At 56.3% G+C, this 23,714-nt stretch carries 27 protein-coding genes; 13 read left to right on the plus strand and 14 right to left on the minus strand.

Annotated features, from left to right (window positions below; all coding sequences use genetic code 11):
* Both QZ725_RS10625 and QZ725_RS10630 read right to left on the minus strand, forming a co-directional pair.
* On the minus strand, positions 1-219 hold a 219-nt coding region (locus QZ725_RS10625; RefSeq protein ID WP_293779322.1), incomplete at its 3' end, for a DUF2254 family protein.
* A 134-nt stretch (positions 220-353) separates the two neighbouring features.
* Positions 354-695, minus strand: a complete 342-nt coding sequence (locus QZ725_RS10630) for a zinc ribbon domain-containing protein YjdM (RefSeq protein WP_293779324.1) — start codon at positions 693-695, stop codon at positions 354-356.
* A 187-nt stretch (positions 696-882) separates the two neighbouring features.
* Between QZ725_RS10630 and QZ725_RS10635 the strand changes: the two genes are divergently transcribed.
* Positions 883-2,442, plus strand: coding sequence for an EAL domain-containing protein (locus QZ725_RS10635; RefSeq protein ID WP_293779326.1), 1,560 nt, complete (start codon positions 883-885; stop codon positions 2,440-2,442).
* A gap of 80 nt (positions 2,443-2,522) precedes the next feature.
* On the opposite strand, the gene QZ725_RS10640 is transcribed toward QZ725_RS10635, so the two are convergent.
* The gene (locus QZ725_RS10640) at positions 2,523-3,362 is read right to left on the minus strand and encodes an undecaprenyl-diphosphate phosphatase (RefSeq protein ID WP_293779328.1); all 840 of its coding nucleotides are present in this window, start codon (positions 3,360-3,362) and stop codon (positions 2,523-2,525) included.
* A 165-nt stretch (positions 3,363-3,527) separates the two neighbouring features.
* On the opposite strand from QZ725_RS10640, the gene QZ725_RS10645 reads away from it, so the two are divergent.
* Positions 3,528-3,920 (plus strand): VOC family protein, encoded by a 393-nt coding sequence (locus QZ725_RS10645; protein ID WP_293779330.1) that lies wholly within the window; start codon positions 3,528-3,530, stop codon positions 3,918-3,920.
* A gap of 104 nt (positions 3,921-4,024) precedes the next feature.
* On the opposite strand, the gene oxlT (QZ725_RS10650) is transcribed toward QZ725_RS10645, so the two are convergent.
* A complete protein-coding gene (gene oxlT / locus QZ725_RS10650) occupies positions 4,025-5,359 on the minus strand; it encodes an oxalate/formate MFS antiporter (protein ID WP_293779332.1) in 1,335 nt (444 codons plus the stop codon).
* 708 nt (positions 5,360-6,067) lie between these two features.
* Between oxlT (QZ725_RS10650) and QZ725_RS10655 the strand changes: the two genes are divergently transcribed.
* Complete coding sequence (locus QZ725_RS10655) at positions 6,068-6,871, plus strand: hypothetical protein (RefSeq protein ID WP_293779334.1); 804 nt, start codon at positions 6,068-6,070, stop codon at positions 6,869-6,871.
* 227 nt (positions 6,872-7,098) lie between these two features.
* Positions 7,099-7,626, plus strand: a complete 528-nt coding sequence (locus tag QZ725_RS10660; protein WP_293779336.1) for a GFA family protein — start codon at positions 7,099-7,101, stop codon at positions 7,624-7,626.
* Between the two features lie 6 nt (positions 7,627-7,632).
* On the opposite strand, the gene gpmA is transcribed toward QZ725_RS10660, so the two are convergent.
* Entirely contained in the window at positions 7,633-8,355 is a 723-nt protein-coding gene (gene gpmA / locus QZ725_RS10665; RefSeq protein ID WP_293779368.1) for a 2,3-diphosphoglycerate-dependent phosphoglycerate mutase, read from the minus strand.
* 210 nt (positions 8,356-8,565) lie between these two features.
* On the opposite strand from gpmA, the gene QZ725_RS10670 reads away from it, so the two are divergent.
* Together QZ725_RS10670 and QZ725_RS10675 are read left to right on the plus strand one after the other, a co-directional pair.
* Entirely contained in the window at positions 8,566-9,198 is a 633-nt protein-coding gene (locus QZ725_RS10670; protein ID WP_293779338.1) for a DUF2242 domain-containing protein, read from the plus strand.
* A gap of 189 nt (positions 9,199-9,387) precedes the next feature.
* Entirely contained in the window at positions 9,388-9,837 is a 450-nt protein-coding gene (locus QZ725_RS10675; RefSeq protein WP_293779370.1) for a YbaN family protein, read from the plus strand.
* Here QZ725_RS10675 and QZ725_RS10680 read toward each other — a convergent pair.
* Positions 9,814-10,848 carry an isocitrate/isopropylmalate family dehydrogenase gene (locus QZ725_RS10680; RefSeq protein ID WP_293779340.1) on the minus strand — a complete coding sequence of 345 codons (1,035 nt, stop codon included), beginning with the start codon at positions 10,846-10,848 and terminating at the stop codon, positions 9,814-9,816. The genes QZ725_RS10675 and QZ725_RS10680 overlap by 24 nt on opposite strands.
* 203 nt (positions 10,849-11,051) lie before the next feature.
* Here QZ725_RS10680 and QZ725_RS10685 point away from each other — a divergent pair, with 203 nt between their 5' ends.
* Positions 11,052-11,447: an OsmC family protein gene (locus tag QZ725_RS10685; RefSeq protein ID WP_293779342.1), complete on the plus strand. Its 396-nt coding sequence runs from the start codon at positions 11,052-11,054 to the stop codon at positions 11,445-11,447.
* 50 nt (positions 11,448-11,497) lie between these two features.
* On the plus strand, positions 11,498-12,415 hold the full coding sequence (locus QZ725_RS10690; RefSeq protein ID WP_293779344.1) for a pirin family protein: 918 nt from the start codon (positions 11,498-11,500) through the stop codon (positions 12,413-12,415).
* 26 nt (positions 12,416-12,441) lie between these two features.
* On the opposite strand, the gene QZ725_RS10695 is transcribed toward QZ725_RS10690, so the two are convergent.
* The 4 genes from QZ725_RS10695 to QZ725_RS10710 form a co-directional block, all read right to left on the minus strand.
* The gene (locus QZ725_RS10695) at positions 12,442-13,101 is read right to left on the minus strand and encodes a GGDEF domain-containing protein (RefSeq protein ID WP_293779346.1); all 660 of its coding nucleotides are present in this window, start codon (positions 13,099-13,101) and stop codon (positions 12,442-12,444) included.
* A 119-nt stretch (positions 13,102-13,220) separates the two neighbouring features.
* Complete coding sequence (locus QZ725_RS10700) at positions 13,221-13,997, minus strand: anti-sigma factor (protein ID WP_293779348.1); 777 nt, start codon at positions 13,995-13,997, stop codon at positions 13,221-13,223.
* A complete protein-coding gene (locus tag QZ725_RS10705) occupies positions 13,994-14,494 on the minus strand; it encodes a sigma-70 family RNA polymerase sigma factor (protein ID WP_293779350.1) in 501 nt (166 codons plus the stop codon). Before QZ725_RS10705 ends, QZ725_RS10700 begins: the two co-directional genes overlap by 4 nt.
* 132 nt (positions 14,495-14,626) lie before the next feature.
* Entirely contained in the window at positions 14,627-14,998 is a 372-nt protein-coding gene (locus QZ725_RS10710; RefSeq protein WP_293779352.1) for a hypothetical protein, read from the minus strand.
* 555 nt (positions 14,999-15,553) lie between these two features.
* Between QZ725_RS10710 and oxlT (QZ725_RS10715) the strand changes: the two genes are divergently transcribed.
* Complete coding sequence (gene oxlT, locus QZ725_RS10715) at positions 15,554-16,825, plus strand: oxalate/formate MFS antiporter (protein ID WP_293779354.1); 1,272 nt, start codon at positions 15,554-15,556, stop codon at positions 16,823-16,825.
* A 231-nt stretch (positions 16,826-17,056) separates the two neighbouring features.
* On the opposite strand, the gene QZ725_RS10720 is transcribed toward oxlT (QZ725_RS10715), so the two are convergent.
* Both QZ725_RS10720 and QZ725_RS10725 read right to left on the minus strand, forming a co-directional pair.
* Positions 17,057-17,965, minus strand: coding sequence for a pseudouridine synthase (locus QZ725_RS10720; protein ID WP_293779356.1), 909 nt, complete (start codon positions 17,963-17,965; stop codon positions 17,057-17,059).
* A gap of 7 nt (positions 17,966-17,972) precedes the next feature.
* Positions 17,973-18,818 (minus strand): rhodanese-like domain-containing protein, encoded by an 846-nt coding sequence (locus QZ725_RS10725; protein WP_293779358.1) that lies wholly within the window; start codon positions 18,816-18,818, stop codon positions 17,973-17,975.
* Positions 18,819-19,011: 193 nt separating this feature from the next.
* Between QZ725_RS10725 and QZ725_RS10730 the strand changes: the two genes are divergently transcribed.
* The 3 genes from QZ725_RS10730 (at position 19,012) to QZ725_RS10740 (ending at position 20,172) form a co-directional block, all read left to right on the plus strand.
* Positions 19,012-19,512, plus strand: a complete 501-nt coding sequence (locus tag QZ725_RS10730) for a hemerythrin domain-containing protein (protein ID WP_293779360.1) — start codon at positions 19,012-19,014, stop codon at positions 19,510-19,512.
* Between the two features lie 79 nt (positions 19,513-19,591).
* Positions 19,592-19,795, plus strand: coding sequence for a hypothetical protein (locus tag QZ725_RS10735; RefSeq protein ID WP_293779362.1), 204 nt, complete (start codon positions 19,592-19,594; stop codon positions 19,793-19,795).
* A gap of 47 nt (positions 19,796-19,842) precedes the next feature.
* Entirely contained in the window at positions 19,843-20,172 is a 330-nt protein-coding gene (locus QZ725_RS10740) for a PQ-loop domain-containing transporter (protein ID WP_293779364.1), read from the plus strand.
* A 51-nt stretch (positions 20,173-20,223) separates the two neighbouring features.
* On the opposite strand, the gene QZ725_RS10745 is transcribed toward QZ725_RS10740, so the two are convergent.
* Entirely contained in the window at positions 20,224-21,303 is a 1,080-nt protein-coding gene (locus QZ725_RS10745; protein ID WP_293779365.1) for an AI-2E family transporter, read from the minus strand.
* Between the two features lie 176 nt (positions 21,304-21,479).
* Here QZ725_RS10745 and QZ725_RS10750 point away from each other — a divergent pair, with 176 nt between their 5' ends.
* Positions 21,480-22,196: an alpha/beta fold hydrolase gene (locus QZ725_RS10750; RefSeq protein WP_293779366.1), complete on the plus strand. Its 717-nt coding sequence runs from the start codon at positions 21,480-21,482 to the stop codon at positions 22,194-22,196.
* Between the two features lie 142 nt (positions 22,197-22,338).
* On the opposite strand, the gene mdoH is transcribed toward QZ725_RS10750, so the two are convergent.
* On the minus strand, positions 22,339-23,714 hold a 1,376-nt coding region (mdoH, locus tag QZ725_RS10755), incomplete at its 5' end, for a glucans biosynthesis glucosyltransferase MdoH (RefSeq protein WP_293779367.1).

Raw genomic sequence — 23,714 nt, forward strand, 5'->3', positions numbered from 1 at the left:
GCTTAGCGAAAACGTAGTCACGGCCAGCATGCTGGATGCAATGATGCCGAGAATCTTGTCTACCGCATCGGCACCGATGACCGATGAAAGCTCCGCGGGAATGTAGTGTTTGAAAAGCAGCGCAAGCAGCGCCGTAACGACGCCCAGCAGGGAGAATAGGCTGGCACGGAACCAGAGCCGTTTGGTGATTTGCCGAAAGACCCATTGCCAACGTGCCATCGTTTATCACTCCTTGCATGCAAACTGACCGTTGCGAAACCCGCTTCATCTCATCATGCCATGCAGTTGTTTACCCTTCTGTTCGCTGCCGCGCAGCCATTACCGCCATTCAGCACCGCTGTTTGCGGCAAACATCAGACTTTTTTCACGAATTCGGATTTCAGGCTCATGGCACCGAAGCCATCGATCTTGCAATCGATGTCGTGATCGCTATCGACCAGACGAATATTTCGGACCTTGGTGCCGATCTTCAATACGCCGCCACCGCCCTTGAGCTTGAGATCCTTGATGATGGTGACGGTGTCGCCATCCTGCAGTTGGTTGCCGGCGGCATCACGATAGAAACGCGCCACTTCTGCCATTTCTGCCGTGGCCTGTTGCGGCCATTCATGCGCACATTCGGGACAAATCAGCATGCTAGCGTCTTCATAGGTAAATGAGGACTGGCATTTGGGGCAAGGCGGGAACGACGACATAAAAATATCTTAAAAAATGAACAAGCAGTAGATTGTAACTGCCGGCTATGCGCAATCATCATGCTGCGTTGCGCAGGCACCACCTACAAAAAGAAAAACATATTCATCGGATTGCGGAAATGAGGAAAAAAGTAGTATGTTTCCTCAATGCAATTTCTTGCGTAAAACAAGTACAACAGGGATCTCTTTGAACCGCTCGCGCGTCATCCTTCTCGCCGTAACGCTTGCGGTAATTGGCATCAGCATTCCCGTTTCATTCGCCCTTTATTTTTCGAACGTTCGTGCCGCCCAAGCCGAGCAGGATCGTCTATCGTTGTTTGCACGTCAGGCGTTATTGCGTGCGTCTGCATCGCTACGCGATGCTGTTGGCACCTTGCGCGTCTTAGAACGCGAAGAACTCGTTCCCTGCTCTGCCGCCCATTTGCAAAAGATGCGACTGGCTGTGATCACGACGCGGAGCATTGACGACATTGCCTATTTCAAAGATGGCCGCGTGCAGTGTTCGTCAATGGGTGAGGTTGAGGCGCCAATATCTGTAGGGCGTACGGAATATACCGCCGCAAAAGACTTGCACTTCAGCTTGTCACCATCTCCCCTAGGTGAAAGCGACCATCGCATGATCGGCATGTTTTATAACGCTCACAAGGCGCTGATCAACCCTGTACGTTTCGCCGACATTCTGCTCGATGACGATATTCAACTTGTGATTGCGCTTAGCGACGGTACGCTACTTGGCGGCATTGGCAATCCCGACGCCGGCATGATCGGCAAAATTGCGACGTGGACTTATCGCCAAAAGGATGGCGATTTCTTGCACGCACGCGCCGAACAAGGCGATCTGGTCGCCATCGCAGTGGAGCCACGCGATCGTTTGATCGTCCGTACGCAACACGAAATGCTGCTCCTTGTGCCATTGAGTCTTCTGATCGCTGCACTGATCGTCGGTGGCGTTGTCTGGCGACTGCGTCGCCATCTTTCTCCGCTGGGTGAACTCAAGAGCGCCGTCAAGCGGCGCGAGTTTCTCGTGCATTACCAGCCGATCGTGTCGCTCAAGACCGGCGAATGCGTCGGAGCCGAAGCACTCGTACGCTGGCAGCGCGCAGATGGCTCAATGACGCGTCCTGATCTCTTTATTCCGCTTGCCGAAGAGAGTGGATTGATTACTCAGATCACGCAACAAGTAATGGATCTGGTGATCCACGACATGCATCTCATGCTCAAGAAATATCCGCGCTTACATATCGCAGTGAACTTGAGTGCCCAAGATATTCAATGCCCGCATTTTCTCGGCTCCCTGAAAACCAAGCTGGAAGAAAACTGCGTCAGCCAGCGTCAAATTTGGCTAGAGGCCACGGAACGCGGTTTCATGAATGTGGATGCTGTGCGGCACACGATCGAAACCGCACGAAAACAAGGTCATTCTGTGGCTATTGACGACTTCGGCACGGGCTATTCCAGCCTCGCTTATCTGCAAGGCTTGCGCATGGATGCGTTGAAAATCGACAAATCCTTCATTGATACGATCGGCACCGGCGCTGCAACGAGTACTGTTATCGATCACATCATCGATATTGCTCAATCGCTCGATATGGTGACCGTGGCCGAGGGTGTTGAAACGCATGAGCAAGCCGAGTATCTGCGCGCACGTGACGTCAAGTACGGACAAGGCTGGTTGTTCGCCAAGGCGATGCCACCACGGGATTTCATCGGCTTCTATCAAGCCAATCAATTACGCACGCAAGGCTGAACGGCTTTGGCACAAGGTGCGCAGACAATAAAAAAGCAGACGCGCGCGTCTGCTTTTTTCAGGCCGGCAAAACGCGTAAATCAATGCGGTGCAATATAACCGAGCGTTAACAACGCCAGCACGCCAAAGCCCAGAATCACGCGATAAACGACGAACGGCCAGTAACCACGGCTGCTGACGATGCGCAAGAACACGACGATCACGCCATAACCTACCACAAAGGAAATGCCAGCGGCCAGTGCCGTGGCACCGGGACTGACCGGCCCTTCGACGCCCCAGCTCTTGTACAACTGATAGAAACCCGATGCCAACACGGCCGGAATCGCCAGGAGGAAGGAGTAGCGCGCTGCTGCTTCACGCGTGTAGCCCATCAGCAAGCCGGCGGTGATGGTACCGCCCGACCGCGACACGCCGGGAATCAGCGCCATTGCCTGTGCGAAGCCAAAGATGATGCCGTCGCGCCAGCTCATCTGGTCAAGCGTGTATTTCTGCTTACCCACCTTGTCGGCCAATCCGAGGATCAGCCCGAACACGATCAGCATCGTGGCGGTGATGTAAAGATTACGCAGATTGGTTTCGATGGCGTGCTGAAACAGCAAACCCAGCACCGCAATCGGGAAGGAACCGAGAATCACCAGCCAGCCGAGCCGCACATCAGGCTCCTTGCGCAGCGCCGGATTGAAGAGCGCGCGAATCCACGTGTCGGCAATACGATAGATGTCCTTACGGAAATACAGCAGCACCGCAAGCTCGGTACCGATCTGCACGATGGCAGTGAAAGCGGCACCGGCATCGAGACCGGAAGGAAGGAAAGGACCAAGGATACGCAGATGGGCACTGGAAGAAACGGGTAGAAACTCGGTCAGACCTTGTATCAACCCGAGGAAAGCGGCTTCTCCCCAGCCGACGGATGAACTCATGCTTGAATAAACCTGTAATGTTGCAACGTTGACTATGAACCGCCGAATGCCGAACAGTTCAAAGTTGGCAATATACACTGCCTCTTTTTTGCAGATGTGAGGAATTCGCCAAGCGCGCGTTCTGCTTGCGTTGCGCCAGCAACTATTTTTTCGAGGAGACTTTCCATGCAGTTTGGCTACACCATCATTTATGTTCCTGACGTCGGCAGCTCGCTCGATTTCTTTGAGCGTGCATTCGACTTGAAACGCCGCTTACTGCATGAATCCGGCCAGTATGGCGAACTCGATACCGGTGCCACCACCCTCGCTTTTGCCGATCTGGCATTGGGACATGCACATTTTCCGGCTGGCTTCGTCGCTGCTCATGCGAGCACGCAACCGCTAGGGATGGAAATTGCTCTGGTGACATCCGAGGTCCATTCCGCACACGCCCGCGCCATTTCGGCCGGCGCAACCGAACTCTGCGCACCGGAAGCCAAACCCTGGGGCCAGACCGTTTCGTATGTGCGCTGCCCGGATGGCACGCTGGTCGAACTGTGCTCGCCGATTACCGCCTGACGACGCGCTATATATATAGATGGAATCATCAAAACATCGCAGGCAATAAAAAACGGGCTCCCGAAGGAGCCCGCCAAACTTGCGACGAATAACGAGAAAGCGAATTAAGCGTTCGCAGGCATCGGTTGACCAGATGCTGCAGCTGCCTGTTCTTTCTTGAGCAGATCGGCCGAGTACGCGACGTGCTTGGCAAGAGTCGGACGGAGCGCCACGATTGCCAGAACCGCTGCGGTCAAGTCCATACACGCAACCGTGTAGAGAACCGAAGACCACGTACCGGTTGCTTCCATCATCAGGTTACCAACTGGGACGAACAGGGCGCCGATACCTTTGGCGCAGTACAGCACGCCGTAGATTTTCGCGATGTGCTTGGTACCGAAGGCGTCGCCTGCCAGTGCCGAAAACAGCGAGTAGACCTCACCCCATGCCAGGAACACGATACCCGACAATATCAGGAACGCGTATGGGTTATGACCCCAGTAGCCCAGAGCGATAATGCCGAAGCCTTCCAGCGTGAACGCGATGACCATGGTTTTTTCACGACCGATGTTATCCGAGATCCAGCCGAACAGAGGGCGCGAGATACCGTTCATGATACGGTCAAGCATCAGTGCCAGTGGCAGCGCAGCCATCGTGAAGAAGTACATGTTGACTTCAAACTCTTTGACGCCCAAATCTTGTGCGATCACGCCGAGCTGAGCCACCGCCATCATGCCGCCGGTCACGACCATGATGAACATGGTGAACATGAGCCAGAACAGTTTGGTGCCGAGTGCTTCTTTCAGGGTGTAGTCACGACGCGATTGTTCCAGTTTCGAGGAAGCTTTCACTTCATGCGACTTCGGCGAACGCAGGAACCATGCAGCGATGAACGCCAGGCCGCCCTGCAGCAGACCGAAGAAGAAGAACGTTTCCTGGAAGCCGTCGGTTTTGATCATTGCAGCGATCGGGAGGATCGTTGCAGCCGACCCCATACCGTAACCACCAGCGGTCAGACCAACAGCCAGACCACGACGATCAGGGAACCATTTCAACGCGTTGTTGATGCAGGTTGCGTAGATACAGCCAACGCCAACACCACCAACTGCTGCGCCAACGTAGAAGCCCATCAGGGTCGTTGCTTGCGAGTTCAAAATCCACGCCAAACCGATGCCGAGTGCACCGAATGCAACCATGACGCGCGGACCGAATTTATCGATGAAGAAGCCTTCAATCGGTGCCAACCAGGTTTGAACCAGAACGAAGATCGTGAAAGCGATCTGAATTTCTGCACGTGCCCAGCCGAACGTACCTTGAATTTCAGGAACGAACAGGGTCCATGCATACTGGATGTTCGCGGTTGCAACCATACAGACGATACCGACGATCAGTTGCAGCCAACGGGTGCTTTCCTTGATCGGTTGATCAGGACGGATTGCCGATGCGGAGAGTTCAGCCATGGCGCGCTCCCTTCAGAAATTGCGGCGCACGCGCCAGAAAACGTGTTGCATTTGTCATAATGTTCCTCATGCCTGAATAATCGTTTTGCTCATGCAAAGAGCAAAGCGACGATTGATAATAAATTTGTTCGTCTTTAAGACTGAAGACGTCCGCAAGGATGTTAGAGGCGGCCATTGATGGACCGGTCGAGCGCCGTTCCGCCTTTTGCCGATTGACCGCAAGGATGTCTCGGCGGGGTATTGCAAAACAAGTCATGCACCTCACTTTCCGGAAAAGCACCATTTCCGCGACGGTGATCTCGTTTTGCCTGACTCCTCGTTATCGTCTATGCCTACCAGTCGTCCGGTCGCATTGCAGGTTGCCTGCACATCAAGACTGCGTGAATCAGGAAAACGAAACGCTGTACGACTTACCGTTAAGTGAAGAAATGGTTAAGGTTGCGTTAAGTTTTCGTGACAATACGTATTTGCACTTATGGTCTCAATACGTATTACTACGTACTTAACTACGTGTTTTTACGTAAATGAGGGTGGCATTTACAGTATTTGTTAGTGCTTACTATCGCCGAATTTATTTATATATCTGATATTTACATTGGTGATAACCAGGGATTTTTTCTGCGAAAAATCGTCTAAAAATCTGCTTTCGTCACCCCAACTTTTTCTCGTGCCGCCATAATTGGGCACCGTTTCCTTGCCAAGTCGTACATGAAGTTACTTCCTGACAGTCCGAATGCCCGCATCTATCTCGGACTGATCCTGTCCCTGCTGATTCATTTCTTGCTGCTCGTGGGTCTGCGCATGGATAAGCCACGTCTCGATCTGGCGCAACCCGGCAAGGAAGGCTTGGCGCCGCTGGAAGTCCGTCTGCTGGCGCAAGCACCTGCTCCGCAAACCACTCCGCGCCCGGCCACACCGCCGGCGCCAAAAGCGACACCGGTTCGTCCAAAACCCACGCCAACACCGCGCAAGGCACCGAGCCAGTCAAAACAGGAAGAACGACCTCGCAGCATCACGCCGCCACCAGCCAAGGAAGCCGAGCGTAAGTTTGATCCGAACATGGACATGACCGATATGCTGACAGCAGCGCGCGACCGCCGCCGTGCCGCTGGCATCCAGGAACCGCAAAGCAGCCAGTCGGCGCCGCAGGACGACAGTGCTATCGCGCGCGCCAATGTGCAGGAATTGATGGAAAAGCAGGCGCGCGGCCGCAATGATTCAGGTGGCGTATTTCAGATCACCTACAAAGGCGTCCGTATTGCAGAATTCCTGTTTCGCGGCTGGAGTTCGCAACGCAATCGCAACATGCGTCAGTTGATTCAGGTCGATGCAGGACTCGGGGGCGATGTCGATACGGCGATTGCGCGCCGCATGATCGAGATCATCCGGCAGTTCGAGCGTGGTGATTTCACTTGGGAATCACGCCGTCTGGGCCGCGTTGTCACGCTGTCAGCAAGACCGCAGGACACCGCCGATCTCGAAGCCTTCCTCAAGCGCGAATTCATGCAATAAAGGCGGGCCGCTGATGGATCGCATGCGTGACGCATGTCGACGCCGGCTGTCTTGCTCGCTCACACCGCCACTCTCCGTAGACTTTACTGGCGTGCCCTCACATCAATAGAGGCGTTTCGTATGGCTGCTCGCGATAAACGCATGTTCTCGTAAAGCAATCAGACGCTGCAATGGAACCAAGCTGCCACCGGCAAACCCAAACAGGACCACATTTTCGAGGAGAGATCATGCATCTCGAAGGCTCCTGCCATTGCGGCGCGGTGCGCTTTTCACTGGAAAGCAGCACACCCGTCCCCTACCAGCGCTGCTACTGCTCGATCTGCCGCAAGACACAGGGCGGCGGTGGGTATGCGATCAATCTCGGCGGCGATGCCAGCACGCTGAAGGTGCATGGCAAGGATGACATCAGTGTCTACCACGCCATCCTGCGGGAAGAAGGTCAACGCGCTCATGCCAGCAGCGGCGAACGCCATTTCTGCCGACGCTGCGGCAGCGCCTTGTGGTTGTACGATCCGCAATGGCCGGAACTGGTGCATCCGTTCGCATCGGCCATCGATACACCGCTACAGCCGCCGCCCGAGCACACGCATCTGATGCTGGACTTCAAACCGGCATGGGTGGAAGTGACGGGCAACAAGAAGGACAAGAAATTCGGTCGCTATCCCGAAGAGTCGCTGGCACAGTGGCACGAGCGACTTGGCATGACAGACGAATACCCTGCCGCAAAGGGCACGGCCCAGAAGCCGAAGCAATGAAGAAAATTACAGGATGGAAGAGCTGGTCGCCTCGTCAATCGCCAGCGAATGGCGATCCAGCACGCGTAACGCGGCATCAAGACGATAAACAAGCGGCACGCCGTTAGGCACATCGAAACGCGCGACTTCCTCATCGGACAGATCAGGTTCCAGCAGGCGAACAAGCGCACGCTGGCTGTTGCCATGGGTGCAGATCAGCACGTCTTTGTCCTGCTGCAAGGCGGGTTTGATGGAGTCTTCCCAAAACACGCGCACACGGGCCACGGTATCTTCGAGCGATTCGCCAAGCGGCAACAAGTCCGATGGCAGATGGCGATAGCGGTCTTCATTGGCAGGTGCACGCGGATCGTCGCTGGCCATCAGCGGCGGCCGGCTGGCGTAACCACGACGCCATTGCCACACCTGCTCTTCACCGAACTGGGCGATGACGTCGGCACGACTCTGGCCGGTCAGCGCACCGTAATGGCGCTCGTTGAGTCGCCAGTGGCTGATGACGGGGATATACATGAGGTCCATCTCATCTACGATCAGCCATTGCGAACGAATCACACGCTTGAGAACAGACGTAAAGGCAAGATCAAAGCGGATGCCGGCCTCCACCAATGCACGACCGGCGCGGCGGGCTTGTTTCTGTCCTTTTTCGGTCAGGTCGATATCCGTCCAGCCGGTAAAGCGATTCTGCAAATTCCACTGGGACTCGCCGTGGCGAACGATGACCAGATTGCCCATCTTTTTCTCATGTTGTGCGACAAGGGGTGAAGAGTAACCGAGATTGCCGGACGACGTCATGCAAATAGTGTGCGCGGACAAACACCAGGGCGCCGCCCTTGCCTCAGGTAAACATGCGCTGCGCATGCATACAAAAATCGCGTCGATCCCCGATAATGGGAATTTTCCGGCGTGCGCGCAGTCCATCGTTGTCGATTCCCGAGGTATGTCATGTCATCCCCGTTACGCTCCCTACGCATTCTGACGATTCTTGCCGTCCTGCTGGCGGTCGCTGGCTGCCAGACTGCACCTAACAATACCTATGAAGCGGAAAAATTCGATTCTGCCGGCATTTTCTCGCGTAATTACGGTTTCCCGTCAGTCACGGCATGCGAAGCAGCGCGCCGTACCTTGCTGAGCCAGGGCTACGTCATCAGCGCCTTTACCAGCAACCAGATCGATGCGCGCAAGAACTTCCAGCCGCAAAACAGCACGCATGTACAGATCGCATTTCGCGTGGTGTGTGCCGATAACGGCCCCGCAGGCGGCACCTCGTCGATGTTCGTCAATGCACTGGAAGAACGCTACGCGCTGAAGAAGGTGAATAGCGCCGCCAGCCTTGGCGTCGGCGCACTGGGTTCCGTGTCGCTGCCGTTTTCATCGAGTGACGATTCGCTGGTCAAGGTCGCCAGCGAAACCGTGACGGCGGGCCCCTTCTACGAAAATTTCTTTGAACTGGTCGAACGTTTCCTCGGCACGCGCCGCGACGAACTGCCGCCTGAACCGGCACCGACGCCGGCATCAGCACCAGCCGCATCGGTGCCAGTTTCCCGCACGTCACCCGATCCATTGCCGGCGCAATAAGCACCTCCCCATCACTCACTCTACCCATACCAACCTAACTTCAACCAAGCGATTCGCTACAGAAAGATTTTCAGAGCAGTATTCGCCTGAAATAACGAATCCTCTTAACGAAGCATTTGATCCACCGCAAGAACGACCAGGAAGGGTGTGGGACAATCAAGGCAATTCTTCTGATTGCCCAACTTGTTTATGCGCCCTTCCGGCACGACACACTCCGCCCATCGTTCAGCTGCACAGCGTCTTCTGTTCGGCACGATCGGCATGCTGTCGCTAGGACTCGGCATCATCGGCATTGTGGTTCCAGGCCTACCCACCACGCCCTTTGTTCTCTTGGCTGCTGCCTGCTTTGCCAAAGCCTCGCCGAAATTGCATAGCTGGCTTCTCCAGCATCGCTTACTGGGGCCGTTCATTCGTAATTGGGAAGAGCACCGAAGTTTGACCAAGCGGACAAAATGCGTCGCCATCACAACAATGTTGGTGACGATCGGCTTCTCCGCTTGGTCTTTCTCAGGCCGTCCGTTGGCGCAAGTCTGCCTACTGGGTCTTGGCGCGATCGGCGCAGTGTGTGTGCTTCGGATTCCGACACGCGCACTGCATGCCAAAGCAACGGTGAAATCAACCGCGAATCCGGTCGATTAGCAAATCACCAAAGTGCGAGGTCGATACGCTACCGCCCAGATCGGGCGTGCGCCCGGCTTCAGTCGCCAGCACATCGTTGATCGCCACGCGCAGCAACTGCGCTTCGGCATGCAAATCCTTGTGCTCCAGCATCAATGCGCCAGCCAGCAGCAAGGCGCTTGGATTGGCCTTGCCCTGGCCGGCGATGTCGGGCGCGGAACCGTGCACGGCTTCGAAGATGGCAGCATGTTCGCCAATGTTGGCGCCTGGCGCCATGCCAAGGCCACCGACCAGACCGGCGATCTGATCGGAAAGAATGTCGCCGAACAGATTGGTGGAAACGATCACATCGAACTGCCACGGATTGAGTACGAGCTGCATGGCGCAGGCATCGACGATACGGTCATTGCTTTCGATGCGCCCTTCGTAATCGGTTGCGACCTGTTTTGCCGTTTCCAGAAACAGTCCCGTCAATGCCTTGAGCACATTGGCCTTGTGCACGATGGTGACTTTCTTGCGGCGATTACGCACCGCGTAATCGAAGGCGAACTGTGCAATTCGACGGCTGCCGGCGCGCGTGTTGATACCGGTCGCCATGGCCACCGCATGCGGATCGCCATCGATCGGTACGTAATGCTCATGGCCAACGTACAAGCCTTCAAGGTTTTCACGAATCAGAACGAGATCGATGTTGTCATAGCGGCCACCCGGAATGATGGTGCGTGCCGGACGCACGTTGGCATACAACTGGAAGGCTTCGCGCAGGCGCACGTTGACGGAGCGAAAACCACCGCCGATCGGTGTGGTCAGTGGCCCCTTGAGCGCAAGTCCGGTCTGGCGAATGCTGTCTAGCGTGGCTTGCGGCAGCAGATCGCCGTCGCGTTCCAGCGCATTGACACCGGCTTGATGACGCTCCCATGCGAAAGGACTGCCCAGCGCATCGAACACGCGTTCGACCACATCGACGATTTCCGGCCCGATGCCATCGCCGGGGATCAAGGTAGCGGGAATCTTGTTGTGCGCTGTGCTCATGGCGACCTTTCTGAAAAATGGACAAAGTAAGGATTGCGCCAATGCGGCACAATCCGCTGCCCCTCTATGGTGCCAGAGGAATCTTTCCACCGGCTGACAGAAAATCCGGATGGCGCGGCTGCGCTATAGTATGCCTTCGTGAGTCAGCGATCATGGGCATTCCCGTTCATGGCGTCTCATCACATTCAAAATTGGAGAAATGCATGGCAAACAACGAGATCAAGGTTACCAAAGCCGCAGCAGGCAAATATCAACACACAGTGGAAGTCGGTCCGCACACGCTGGCGGTCGATGCACCTTCGGCTTTCGGTGGCGATGATGCAGGCTTTGTACCGCACGATCTGCTGGCTGCCGCACTGGGTGCCTGCACTGCCGTAACGCTGAACATGTACGCTGGCCGCAAATCGCTGCCGCTGGAAAAGGTCGACGTCAACGTCACCGCCGGCGAGCAGGATGGTGCCTACGTCTTCAATCGCACAATCCAGTACTACGGCGATCTGAACGACGAACAGAAAGACAGCCTGAACAAGATCGCCGACAAGTGCCCGGTACACAAGGCGTTGTCGGGCGAGATCAAGATCGTCACGCAATCGAACTGATCGCAGACTTCTACCACTGATCGACCGGCCTCGCAGCCGAAGGAATGCATATGGAACCCGACTTCAGCGCACTGCAAACCGTGGTCGTGCCGCGCACGCGCGATCTTGGCGACAACTTCGAAGTACGGCGCGCGTTGCCGACGACGCAGAAGCGCATGGTCGGGCCGTTCGTCTTCCTCGATCAGATGGGGCCGCATGGCTTTGAGGCTGGGCATGGCCTCGACGTGCGCCCGCATCCGCACATCGGCCTCGCCACGGTGACTTATCTGCTGGATGGCGAAATCGAACATCGCGATAGCGTCGGCTCGGTACAGATCATCAAACCTGGCGCGGTCAACTGGATGACGGCGGGCAGCGGCATCGTGCATTCGGAGCGCACCAACCTGCAGACACGTCAGCATCCAACCTCGCTGTTTGGTCTGCAATGCTGGGTCGCACTGCCGAAAAAGCACGAAGAAGTCGCGCCCTCATTCGAGCATATCGCCGCATCGGCTTTACCGATCATCAGTGGCGAGGGTGCCTCGGCCACCATCGTCGCCGGCAGCTTCTTTGGCAAGACAGCGCCAGTGCCTACCCTGTCGCCACTGTTCTATGTGGATGTCCGCCTTGAACCGGGAGCGCGACTCGACGTGCCTGCCGAGTACGCCGAACAGGCAATGTATGTGGTGGAAGGGACGCTGGATCTGGGCCGCGACGGCCTCTACGAGGCAGGGCAATTGCTGGTACTGAAACCTGACACGACCATTACGTTGCGCGGTGGCGGCAAGACAGCCACGCGTCTCATGCTGCTCGGCGGTGAACCGATGGATGGCTCGCGTTATCTGTCGTGGAATTTTGTGTCGAGCTCGCTTGACCGTCTGGAACAGGCCAAGGAGGACTGGCAGGCACAACGTTTTCCACGTGTGCCGGGTGAAACCGAGTTTATTCCGCTACCCGATTTGCCGGGAAAGCCGGTCGGCTATCCCTGATTTATAAAACATTCTCCGTATCGCTCTTAGAAACCGCCAACATCAATCGGCGGCAGGATTTTTTCGAGTTGCGCACTGGCTCCCGGCCCCTTGGAGCGGGCCAACGCCAACGCCTCACGCGCACGAATGATCATGCTGGTTGCACTGTCGCCGTAGGCATTGGGCGTGAGGCCACTGGAAAAGGTAATCAGCAGTTCAGGTGACTTGTCGGCCCAGTCGGCATTCGAGACGCCGCTGATGATACGCGCAACCGGTATGCCCGTATGCTCGATCCAGGTCGTCGGCAAGACCAATGCGAATTCGTCATCGCTGATGCGACCGATGGCATCCAGCGCACGCAGCAGGCGCGAGGCCGATGTCGCCAATGCACGCGCCGCCGCTTGCGCAAGTTCGGCACCATATTGCGAGACGATATCCTGATAACCATCGATGGCGATGACGGCGATTGAAAAGGCATGGCCGGTACGCCGCGAGCGCTCCAGCTCCTCGTCGAGTCGCCGCATCAAACCGCGCTGGTTGAGCAGCCCGGTAAGCGAGTCCTGCACGCCCTGCTCGCCGAGCAGCGCAATCGCCTGCTCGATGTCACGTACGACGTCTTCACCAGTGGCGCCGCTTCTGACTTTGGCGAGCAAGGCTTCCAGATGCGCGCCGACGGTTTGAAAATCCTGCGGAAGAGTAATAGGCAAGACAGGCTCCAGAAAAAGACGGTGCGCAAACACAGACCTACATGCCATCCGGCAAGCAGCACACAATGCTCGTCATTGAAGCGCATCCGCCCCGCCAAGGCAAGCCGTTCCGCGCGGTTTTACGGTGCCGGGCGATCCAGTTGCTCGTACACGACATGCGCGACCGCCGCCAGCGCCTGCCGGTCGATACCTGCCGACAAGGCATAACCCAGCTTGCCATCGATCCAGTAGAAGACATTGACATTGCCCTCGCGGGCGAAGCGGAAGCCGGTATCGGTGTTTTGCTTCTGATCGGTGGAGACATACAGCGTCAGCCGCTGGCCGCTCGTGTCTTCATACATGAACTGCGCCACCGGGCCGCTCTGTCCCGGCAGCAAGCGCCCACCTACCAGCGCATAACCCAGCGTACCCAGTTGCGGCGGATGCAAGGCGACCCCCGTGCGCTTGCTGAGCCAGGTCACGAGTTGCGCCTCCTGATCGGCCCCGACTTCGACCGGACGACGCACGTCCGGGCTGTAGACGACATGCGCGATGGCGGCCTGATGCGCAAAGACGGGGATCGACGATGCACGCTCGCCGCCCTGCCAGCCATGCAAGCCCCAGCCTGCCGCACCACCCAGCAGCGCAATCACCAAGCCTGCGGCAGCACGCCCATACCATGCCGCGCGCAGCGGCACGACGGGCGCCGATGGCAGCAGGCGTGACGGCACGCTTTCATCCAGCACCGGATCGAACAGCGCATGCAAGGCGTCGTTCTGCTGCTGCCATGTCGCAGCCTGCGTGCGCAATTTTGCATCGGATGCCAAAGCATGTTCGACTGCATGACGGCGCTCGGCCGGCAACTGTCGATCGACATAGGCATGCAACATGTCTTGCGAAATCAACGGATCCTTCATTTGATCACCTTCAAGGCCGGCACCTGCGGCCCTCCTTCACGGTATGCCTTGAGTCGCTGTCGCGCCCGTGACAGGCGCGACATGACGGTACCGATCGGCACATTCAGCAATGCAGCCACTTCGTCGTACTGCAATTCTTCCAGCACCACGAGCAGCAGTGTTTCGCGCTGCTCATCGGGCAAGGTGCGCAAGGCTCGCGACATTTCGTCAAGCGTCATGTCGGCTTGTGATGCTTCCTGCATGTCCGGCCAATCCTCATCCAGCTCTTCCATGAGAAGACGCGGACGACGCAATTGATCGACATGCACGTTGTGCATGATGCCGAACAGCCAGGCCCGCATATCGCCATCGCGCCGCCAGGAGGCCAGATGGCGCCAGGCACGCTCTACCGTGTCCTGCACCAGATCGTCGGCCCGCGTGCGATCACCCACCAGCGCACGGGCGTAGCGGCGCAATCGCGGCAGGCAGGCGATCAGATGATCACGCGCGTCATCCATCAGGTTTTCCATTCATGCGCATTTTCAACGCGACAAACAAAACACAAAAATAATTCTGGTCAGATGCTGCGTCTCCGGCTGCACACGGTATAAGGGGACGCAGCAATGACGGCAGAAGGTTTTTCGTCGCCCTTAGTCTTTGACCACGTGCCAGATGTCCTTGACGTTGTCACCGGCACGATCGCCCGGCTTCTTGTCTGCGGCAAACAGATAGAGCGGCTTGCCTTTATATGCCAGCTGCTTGCTGCCGTCATCGCGCGTGACTACCGAATAGGGGGCAGCGACCTTATCGGTGGCGGGTACTGGCGGCCAGTTGGTGGCGCATGGGCCGTTACAAACGCTTTTGCCATCGCCGATGGTGTCCTTGTCGAAGGTATAGACGGTCATACCATTGGTATCGACCAGCACGCCGTCGACTTTCTTGAGGGATTGCGCCTGTACGGCGACGGTGCCGGCCAGGCCGAGCGCGAGAATGGCACAAGCCATGAGAGATCGGGTTTTCATGTTTGCTCCTTTGAATGCATCGTTTGAATGACAGCGCTGCCCAAGGGCGTCGCACTGCGCGGTGTCGTGAATGCCGACTCTCACGTATACGGACACTGGGCCCGATTTATTCCACTGCTCATTTTTTAATCATCAGAAATCGTTAAAAAACGGCGCGCCAAAACGGCCAAAAATCATTTCAAAATATTCGGACACGTTTAACGAAAACTTAACACACCTCGCCGCAAAGCCTTATGGGGTCTATGTTTCCGTTTTTTACGTACTATCCACAAAAAACGTACGCGCTATCCACAATGGCCGTTTTTTATTTACGACAAATTACGTGTTATCCACAAGCTGAATATCTCATATTCCTATTGCGAACGGTCTTCTCTTTGTCGATAGTGACGTCGTTGAAACAGATAAACACATCTTTGCGGCAGCCAGAAAAGTTACAAGCTTGGCGGATGACTGCAACGTTGAAAGTGATCGACACGAATCAGCTGTTTATTGCAACGGCGCACTGACACTACCGACAGTGCTTTTTGATACTTGAGAGTTTTGAGAGAGGCAAAAATGAATCAAGCAGCTAATACGCCAGCTCGCTCCGACGGCTTCCGTTGGGGTCAGTTGGTATTCGGTATCATCGCCATGGCGATGATCGCAAACTTGCAGTACGGCTGGACGCTGTTCGTCGATCCAATCGCTGCAAAACACGGCTGGAGCCGCGCAGCAATTCAAGTTGCATTCACGATCTTCGTTCTGACCGAAACCTGGTTGGTGCCAATCGAAGGTTGGTTCGTTGATAAATTCGGCCCACGTCCTGTGGTTCTGGTTGGCGGTATCCTCTGCGGCCTGGGTTGGTTCATCAACTCGTTCGCTGACACGCTGGCAATGCTGTACTTCGCAGCCGTTATCAGCGGTATCGGTGCTGGTGCCGTCTACGGTACGTGCGTTGGTAACGCATTGAAGTGGTTCCCTGATCGCCGTGGTCTGGCTGCTGGCTTGACCGCTGCCGGTTTCGGTGCTGGTTCGGCAATCACCATTCTGCCTATCTCGGCAATGATCGCTAACCGCGGCTACGAAGATGCATTCCTGTACTTCGGTATCGGCCAAGGTATCGTTGTTGTGATCATCGCTCTGCTGCTGGTTCGTCCACCTGAGCACAAGAAAGCAGAACAAGTTGCTAACGTTCAGCAAACCAAGCGCGACTACAAGCCAAGCCAAGTGCTCAAAGAGCCAGTGTTCTGGATCATGTATTCGATGTTCGTCATGGTTGCTGCTGGTGGCCTGATGGCAACTGCACAGCTGGGCTCGATCGCTCGTGACTTCAAAGTGTTCGACGTTGAAGTCAGCATGATGGGGCTGACCCTGCCAGCACTGACGTTTGCTCTGGCAATCGACCGCGTCCTTAACGGCCTGACCCGTCCATTCTTCGGCTGGGTATCCGATCAAATCGGCCGCGAACCAACCATGTTCATCGCGTTTGCGATCGAAGCAGTGGGTATCCTGGCGCTGTTCCACTACGGCCACAACCCATACGCATTCGTTATCCTGACCGGTATCGTGTTCTTCGCTTGGGGTGAGATCTACTCGCTGTTCCCATCGACCTGCGCCGACACCTTCGGGTCGAAATATGCATCGGCTAACGCTGGTCTGCTGTACACCGCAAAAGGCACGGCTTCGCTGTTGGTTCCTCTGTCAGCTGTGCTGGCAACTGCAACCGGTGGCTGGTACTCGGTGTTCGTACTGGCATCGATCCTGAACGCAATCGCCGCTCTGATGGCCTGGTTCGTTCTGAAGCCAATGCGTGCAAAACACATGGCAAAGCCTGCTGCTGCAGAATAAGCTTCCTGTTGTTGTATGTTTTAAAGACCGGCTTAGGCCGGTCTTTTTTTATGTCCGGACCCGACGCGTTGTGCAACAATGTGCGGGCAAGAAAAAAGCGACGACCGGTTTATCCGGTTGTCGCTTTTTGTTTTTGCAACGGACGATTTACATGGGAGAGGTTTCCCGGATACGACATGCCTTCTACGCTGCCGCTACTTGCCCGCGCTGCTTACGTCACGGCCGCTGCTGTCAATCCAGACATGCCAATTTCTGCCGACTTTCGAATTGATGCAGCTTGCCTGACACAGGATCGGTGAAGCGCACGGATTTGGCCAGTAATTGCAAGGGCTGCGCATAATCGGGCCGGGCGGCATCGTCAGGCAGCAAGGTCGGGTAGATGCGGTCATTGAGAATCGGCATGCCGAGCGCGGCCATGTGTGCACGTAGCTGATGCTTTTGCCCACTGACGGGGAGCAGACGGTAGCGCGCGTAATCGCCGTGCACGTCGAGCAGTTCGATGCGCGTCTCGGCATTCGGCTCACCCGGGACTTCGTGCATTTGCATGAAGGCTTGGCTTTCTTCGAGACGACTGCAATGCACGAGCGGTAGTTGTCTGTCGGCACGCCATGGTGCAATCGCTTCATAGACCTTGCGCACACTCCGTTCGCGGAACAGGGATTGATAGCGATCGCGCGTGGCGGGCTGGATCGTGAACAACACGAGCCCGGCAGTTTCGCGGTCAATGCGGTGTGCTGGCGCCAGTGTATCGATGCCGAGCTTGCGTTTGAGCCGTACCAGCAGCGTTTCCTGCACGTAGCGGCCGGCTGGGGTCACGGGCAGGAAATGCGGCTTGTCGGCTACCACCAGCCAGTCGTCCTGATACAGCACGGTTTCCTCGAAGGGAATGCGCGGTTCGCTCAGCAACTGGCGATAGTAGAACAGCCAACTGTTTGCACGATACGGGCTGTCGGGCATGAGCGGCAGTCCATCCTGATCGAGCACGTCGCCGCGCAGCATGCGTTGCACCCATTCTTCGGCAGCGATGGAAGGAAACTGGTGAACGAGAAACGTCAGGATCGATGGCCAGCGCCCCGCCGGTAAAGCGACGCGGCTGGGACCGACGCCATCGCGATGGGGCGGGCGAAAGCGGGGATTCACTGGCGCTTTACTCGCTGTCTTCTTCCAGGCGACGCGCACGTTGCAGTCGCCATTCCCATTCGGGCTTGCCACCGTAGACATCTTCCGGCGTGGACGATGTTTCCTGCAAATGCGTGTCGAGCGCAATACGGTTATCAAAGACGAAGCACTCGCCTTCCCAGTCGCGCTCTGCATCCGGCATCTTTTCAAAATAATTGAGGATGCCGCCTTCGAGCTGGTAGACCGGGATATCCATGTCCAGCATCCACGCGCTGGTCTTTTCGCAGCGAATGCCGCCCGTGCAATACATGGCGATGCGCTTGCCTTCCTTGTGCCAGCGCGGCGCGTTTTCTTCGATGAACCTTGGAAAATCGCGGAAGTTATCGACACCAGGATCGATGGCATTCCTGAATTTTCCAAGCTGGTATTCGAAGCTGTTCCGGTTATCGATGACGACCACATCATCCTGCGCAATCAACTCACGCCATGCTGCAGGAGCGACGTCGATCCCTTTCTTGCCGACGGCGTCCACATCATCCACGCCCAGCATCACGATTTCCGGCTTGTGATGCACTTTCATGCGCGCAAAGGGCGGCGTAATGCACGCGCTGTGCTTGAAGTGGATGTCCGCAAAACGTCCGGCAAACAGCGGATCGGTGCGCAAGGCTTCTTCAAAGCGTGCCACTGCATCGGCCGGACCGGCTAGCACCGCGTTGATACCTTCCCTAGCGACGAGGATGCTACCCAGCACCTCATGCGTGAGTTCACGCAAACGCGTTGTGACGGCCTCGGCATCGTCGAGCCGAACAAATTTGAAAAAGGCCGTGTGAATAAGCTGATTGGCGGAATTCAGAGCTGAAGAATCGGTATTCATGCGGGAATTGTCGCAGATTTGACGCGCAACGAATATTGCCCAGCGTCATGACATGAACACTGGCGCGGATTGCTGACGAATTCCTACGAATAAAGATGATGATTTCCGATACGCAGATTTCTGTCCCGTGGCTACAGTCATCTCACGGATGCTTTTGTTTCACTCATCATCACACCACCAAATGGAGACTGTCATGCCAACAAGCAAAACGAAGACGACCAAGCCAGCCGCTTCCTCGCCAGCCGGTCAGAACGCCATCGATCTGTTGATCAATGATCACAAGAAAGTCAAAAAGCTGTTCAAGGAATTCGAAAAGCGTGCCAAAGCCGATGATACGGACGGCAAAGTGGAAATCGCACGCCAGATCTGCGAAGAATTGACCATTCATGCCATGGTCGAAGAAGAGCTGTTCTATCCAACAGCACGTGAGTTCATCAAGGATCAGGACATGTTCAACGAAGCGGAAGTGGAACATGCCAGCGCCAAGGATTTGATCGCCCAGATCGAGGAAATGGATGGCGATGAGGAAATGTATGACGCAACGGTCAAGGTACTCAGCGAATACATCGAACACCACGTGACCGAAGAAGAGGAAGAGATGTTTCCCAAAGTGCGCAAATCCAAACTGGATCTTAACGAGCTTGGCACACAGCTCGCCGAGCGCAAGGAAGAACTCATGAGTGCAACGGCGTAATGCCGAAGCCTTTAGCCCTTGAATTCGTTCAGCGGTGTCTTCTATCAAATGTATCGAAGGCACCGCCAGTGAGGATGACATGAATAAGAAGAACTCTGAGAACTCTGGCATGAACGACGGACTGGACGACGAAGATGTGACGGGTCAGAAAAGCCACAAGGATGGCAATTCGGGAATCGACAATCGCATTGCTGGAGAAGACGTGCCGGCGCCGCCAGATGAGCGCACCGAGACGAATCTGGAGTGGCCGCAACCGGATAGGCGCCATGCCAAAATTTTGTAAAGCGATATTGCGCTGCCCGCACGACTAACTGCCATGAAAGGAAATCCATGCATACCGAAATGATCGGCTGGATCGCGGCAGGCTTGCTGCTGCTGACGATCTCTACCCAAGTCTGGCAGCAATGGCGCAGCCAGAGCTGTGAAGGCGTGTCGCCATGGCTGTTTATCGGGCAGATCAGCGCATCGACAGCCTTCGTGATTTACAGCTATCTGCTGGATAACTTGGTATTCGTCCTGACCAACAGCATGTTGCTGGTGGCTGCGTTGTTTGGGCAAACACTTTATCTACGCAACAAGCGCCGAAGCGTTCGGCTGAATACCAATCAGGAAAGGTCTGCTGCTCGCACCGCTGCCGTGTCGGCATCGATGCGGAGGTAAAGAAACAAAGGGCAGGAAGGAAGGATGAAGCAGGCGATCGGGAAAGTCGGTTTATTCAGGACGATGCAAGCGGTCGGCTTCATGCTTCTGATTACCGACAGAGAACATTTCCCAGAGCGTGATACACATGGCTGCGATCACGGGGCCGATCACGAAACCGTTGAGGCCCAGCAACGCCATGCCGCCGACCGTTGAAATGAGCACGATGTAGTCGGGCAACTGCGTATCCTTGCCTACGAGCATCGGGCGCAGGATGTTGTCCACCAGACCGATCACCACCACGCCATAAACGATCAGGCCGATTCCTTCCCACAGCGAGCCGGTCATGATGAAATAGATTGCTACCGGCAGCCAGATCAGCGCGGCGCCGACCGCCGGCAACAGGGACAGGAAAGCCATCAGCACGCCCCACAGCAAGGCACCCTGCACGCCCAGGAACCAGAAGGCGACACCACCAAGCGCACCCTGTACCGAGGCGACGATGATATTGCCCTTGACGGTCGCGCGAATCGCCGTCGTCAGATTGTTGAACAGCTCGCGCTTGTGATCGTGATTGAGCGGCGTGGCCTGCTTGAGTTGCACCACCAGACGATCACCATCGCGCAGAAGGAAGAACAGCATGTACAGCATCAGCGCGAAGCTGACGAAGAAATTGAATGTGTTCTGGCCGATGTTGATGGCCTGACGCGTGATGAATTCGCTACCTTGCACGGCAGCATTTGTCAGCTTTTCCTGCAAGGCGGACAGATTGCCGACACCGAAGCGGTCGAGAACATTGACCACGGAATCCGGCAAGGCAGCAAACACTCGCTGCACGAAACCGACGATATCGATCTGCCCCGAGCGCAGGTTCACGTAAACGGCCGAGGCCTCACGGATCAGCGACAGCGTGATGATGGTCAGCGGCAGCACCACCAGCAGAATGCAGATCAGCAGTGTGGTGAAAGCGGCCAGATTCGGTCGTTTGTTCATCTTTGCCACCAGACGACGATAGAACGGGGCAAACAGGATGGCCAGCACGATGGCCCAGAAGACTGCGCCGTAAAACGGCAACAGGATCACGATGAACGCGATGCTGAATACAATCAGGAGAAGCAAAAAGGTCTTGCTGCGGATTTCAGGATAATTCATGGAAAATGGCCTTGTATCAGGCCTGTAACGCCGTTGTGCCCATCGTACCCGAACCGGAAAAAAGCGAAAGAGGCTTGCCGCACAAATACAGGGATCGATCCGGCTTGCGGAACGCAAATGTGCGCTTTCTGTCACAACCGGATAGCCGCATTCGTGCCTCGTGAAGGAGAAACGCCATGTCCTATCTGATGAAGCCCAATCTGATCCTGCTGCCGGGCCTGCTCAACGATGCGCGTCTTTGGCAACATCAGGCAGACGCGCTGGCGCCGATTGCCAATATCTCGGTCGCCGACCTGACGCGACATGCATCGATGAAAGAGCTTGCCGCCGACGTGCTGGAACAGGCACCGGCCGGCATGTTTGCGCTCGCCGGCATGTCGATGGGTGGCTACGTCGCACTGGAAATCATGCGGCAGGCACCCGAACGGGTGATAGCCCTCGCACTACTCGACACCAGCGCCCGGCCCGATACCCCAGAAGCGACCGAAAACCGGCGCAAACTGATGGCACTGGCGCAAACCGACTTTCCTGCCGTATCGCGCGGCTTGCGCGAAAAACTCTTGCATCCCGCTCATCTGGGCGATGCCGAACTGGCGGAGCGCATCGACGACATGGCAACCGTGGTCGGCAAGGACGGCTTCATCCGGCAGCAGCAGGCGATTCTTTCTCGCATCGACAGTCGGCCGACTCTGCCCACGATTCCCTGTTCGACACTCGTCCTGTGCGGTCGCGAAGACAAATTGACGCCAGTGGAAGTGCATGAGGAAATGACCGCCCTGATCCCGCATGCGAGCCTGACCATCGTCGAGCACTGCGGCCACCTGTCACCGATCGAGCAGCCGCAACAGGTCAGCGAGGCCATGCATGGATGGTTGCTGAATCGTCGCATGTGACGCCATTTTTACCAAGAGAGTCGCTGACAGTTAGCGCGTGGTTCTTCCAATCAGGTAAAAACCTCATCTCCCGCATCATAAAAAACGCTGCAATGAATTGCTTCATTGCAGCGTCTTTTCATCCTTCACGCCAGATCGACTTTCAAGCAGCTTCCCGTAACTGTCGTCTCGCTTCCTTTGCCCCACCCTGTGGTAAGACATCGCGAAACCAGTGTGGGTGCGCATCTGGCGAAGTCCACACCGCCAGATGCAAACGAGACAGATAAACCGGATCGGCCAGCAATTTGTTTTTCTGCACATCGGACAGACCACTCGGCCCTTTCACCAGCGCAGCCTGCACCATCTCTTCGCGCAACTTGCGCGCTCGCAACGAACGACGTGGATGAAGCTTGCCCGTCGCGCAGACCAGCGCATTGAACTGCGGTTCGACCACGGCCCGGATAAAGTCGGGCAACATGTGCGCCTCTTTGACATACCGCGCCGTCTCGGTCAACTCAATCGGCGGGACATCTTCTTCGGGAATCAGGAACAGTCGTGCGCGACGGAAGCGCAGGCCGTTCGAGACCTTGCTCGAATAGATCGACACCGGAATCGCAATCACCAGCGAGCCGACAATCGGCAACAACCAGGGCAGGAAAGTCGGATTCAGCCAGAACACCGCACCGCCCCAGGCCAAGCCCAATAAAGTGTGGAAACCATGATGACGGAATGCCTCACCCGGCGTGGTTTCGGCATCTTCACGCGGCGGTGATTTCCAGCGCAAGGCCCAGCCCATGAAGGCCGCGATCACGAAGTGCGTATGGAACAGCATGCGTACCGGTGCCAGCAACATCGAAAACAGCATTTCGATCAGCATGCTGACGAACAGCTTGAAGCGGCCGCCGAAATGTTTGGCACCCTGAAATGCAATCAGGATCACGCTCAGCAGTTTGGGCAGGAACAGCAGCGTGACGGTCGCGCTGAACAGAGCCATCGCTTTTTCCGGATGCCACTGCGGCCACGTCGGAAACAACTGCCACGGTTCGGTGAAGTACGTCGGATCGGTCAGCGTGTGCTGTGCCAGCAAGGCCGTGGAAAGAATCAGGAACAGGAACCACAGCGGCGCCGACAGATACGCCAGCACGCCAGTCACGAACACGGCGCGATGCACGGAATGCATGCCACGCGACATGAACAGACGGAAGTTCATCAGGTTGCCTTGACACCAGCGACGGTCACGCTTGAGTTCGTCGAGCAGGTTCGGCGGCATTTCTTCATAACTGCCGTCGAGATCGTAGGCGATCCAGACTTTCCAGCCAGCACGGCGCATGAGCGCAGCTTCGATGAAGTCGTGCGACAGGATTTCGCCGGAGAACGTGCCCTTGCCCGGCAGCAGCGCCAGCCCGCAATGGCGGATGAACGGCACCATGCGGATGATGGCGTTGTGGCCCCAGTAATGCGATTCGCCAAGTTGCCAGTAATGCAGGCCGGCGGTGAACAACGGACCATACACGCGCGTCGAGAATTGCTGGATGCGCG

Source organism: uncultured Oxalicibacterium sp., from assembly GCF_913776015.1.
GTDB lineage: Bacteria > Pseudomonadota > Gammaproteobacteria > Burkholderiales > Burkholderiaceae_D > Oxalicibacterium.

Excerpts from the sequence above, each read along its gene's own strand:
- QZ725_RS10735 (WP_293779362.1), top strand. The coding sequence starts at position 19,592 with ATGAATAAGAAGAACTCTGAGAACTCTGGCATGAACGACGGACTGGAC.
- QZ725_RS10630 (WP_293779324.1), bottom strand. The coding sequence starts at position 695 with ATGTCGTCGTTCCCGCCTTGCCCCAAATGCCAGTCCTCATTTACCTAT.
- QZ725_RS10740 (WP_293779364.1), top strand. The coding sequence starts at position 19,843 with ATGCATACCGAAATGATCGGCTGGATCGCGGCAGGCTTGCTGCTGCTG.
- QZ725_RS10640 (WP_293779328.1), bottom strand. The coding sequence starts at position 3,362 with ATGAGTTCATCCGTCGGCTGGGGAGAAGCCGCTTTCCTCGGGTTGATA.
- QZ725_RS10680 (WP_293779340.1), bottom strand. The coding sequence starts at position 10,848 with ATGAGCACAGCGCACAACAAGATTCCCGCTACCTTGATCCCCGGCGAT.
- QZ725_RS10705 (WP_293779350.1), bottom strand. The coding sequence starts at position 14,494 with ATGGATGACGCGCGTGATCATCTGATCGCCTGCCTGCCGCGATTGCGC.
- QZ725_RS10700 (WP_293779348.1), bottom strand. The coding sequence starts at position 13,997 with ATGAAGGATCCGTTGATTTCGCAAGACATGTTGCATGCCTATGTCGAT.
- QZ725_RS10670 (WP_293779338.1), top strand. The coding sequence starts at position 8,566 with ATGTCATCCCCGTTACGCTCCCTACGCATTCTGACGATTCTTGCCGTC.
- QZ725_RS10745 (WP_293779365.1), bottom strand. The coding sequence starts at position 21,303 with ATGAATTATCCTGAAATCCGCAGCAAGACCTTTTTGCTTCTCCTGATT.
- QZ725_RS10725 (WP_293779358.1), bottom strand. The coding sequence starts at position 18,818 with ATGAATACCGATTCTTCAGCTCTGAATTCCGCCAATCAGCTTATTCAC.
- QZ725_RS10645 (WP_293779330.1), top strand. The coding sequence starts at position 3,528 with ATGCAGTTTGGCTACACCATCATTTATGTTCCTGACGTCGGCAGCTCG.
- QZ725_RS10730 (WP_293779360.1), top strand. The coding sequence starts at position 19,012 with ATGCCAACAAGCAAAACGAAGACGACCAAGCCAGCCGCTTCCTCGCCA.
- oxlT (WP_293779354.1), top strand. The coding sequence starts at position 15,554 with ATGAATCAAGCAGCTAATACGCCAGCTCGCTCCGACGGCTTCCGTTGG.
- QZ725_RS10710 (WP_293779352.1), bottom strand. The coding sequence starts at position 14,998 with ATGAAAACCCGATCTCTCATGGCTTGTGCCATTCTCGCGCTCGGCCTG.
- QZ725_RS10675 (WP_293779370.1), top strand. The coding sequence starts at position 9,388 with ATGCGCCCTTCCGGCACGACACACTCCGCCCATCGTTCAGCTGCACAG.
- QZ725_RS10655 (WP_293779334.1), top strand. The coding sequence starts at position 6,068 with ATGAAGTTACTTCCTGACAGTCCGAATGCCCGCATCTATCTCGGACTG.
- gpmA (WP_293779368.1), bottom strand. The coding sequence starts at position 8,355 with ATGGGCAATCTGGTCATCGTTCGCCACGGCGAGTCCCAGTGGAATTTG.
- QZ725_RS10750 (WP_293779366.1), top strand. The coding sequence starts at position 21,480 with ATGTCCTATCTGATGAAGCCCAATCTGATCCTGCTGCCGGGCCTGCTC.
- QZ725_RS10685 (WP_293779342.1), top strand. The coding sequence starts at position 11,052 with ATGGCAAACAACGAGATCAAGGTTACCAAAGCCGCAGCAGGCAAATAT.
- QZ725_RS10660 (WP_293779336.1), top strand. The coding sequence starts at position 7,099 with ATGCATCTCGAAGGCTCCTGCCATTGCGGCGCGGTGCGCTTTTCACTG.
- QZ725_RS10690 (WP_293779344.1), top strand. The coding sequence starts at position 11,498 with ATGGAACCCGACTTCAGCGCACTGCAAACCGTGGTCGTGCCGCGCACG.
- oxlT (WP_293779332.1), bottom strand. The coding sequence starts at position 5,359 with ATGGCTGAACTCTCCGCATCGGCAATCCGTCCTGATCAACCGATCAAG.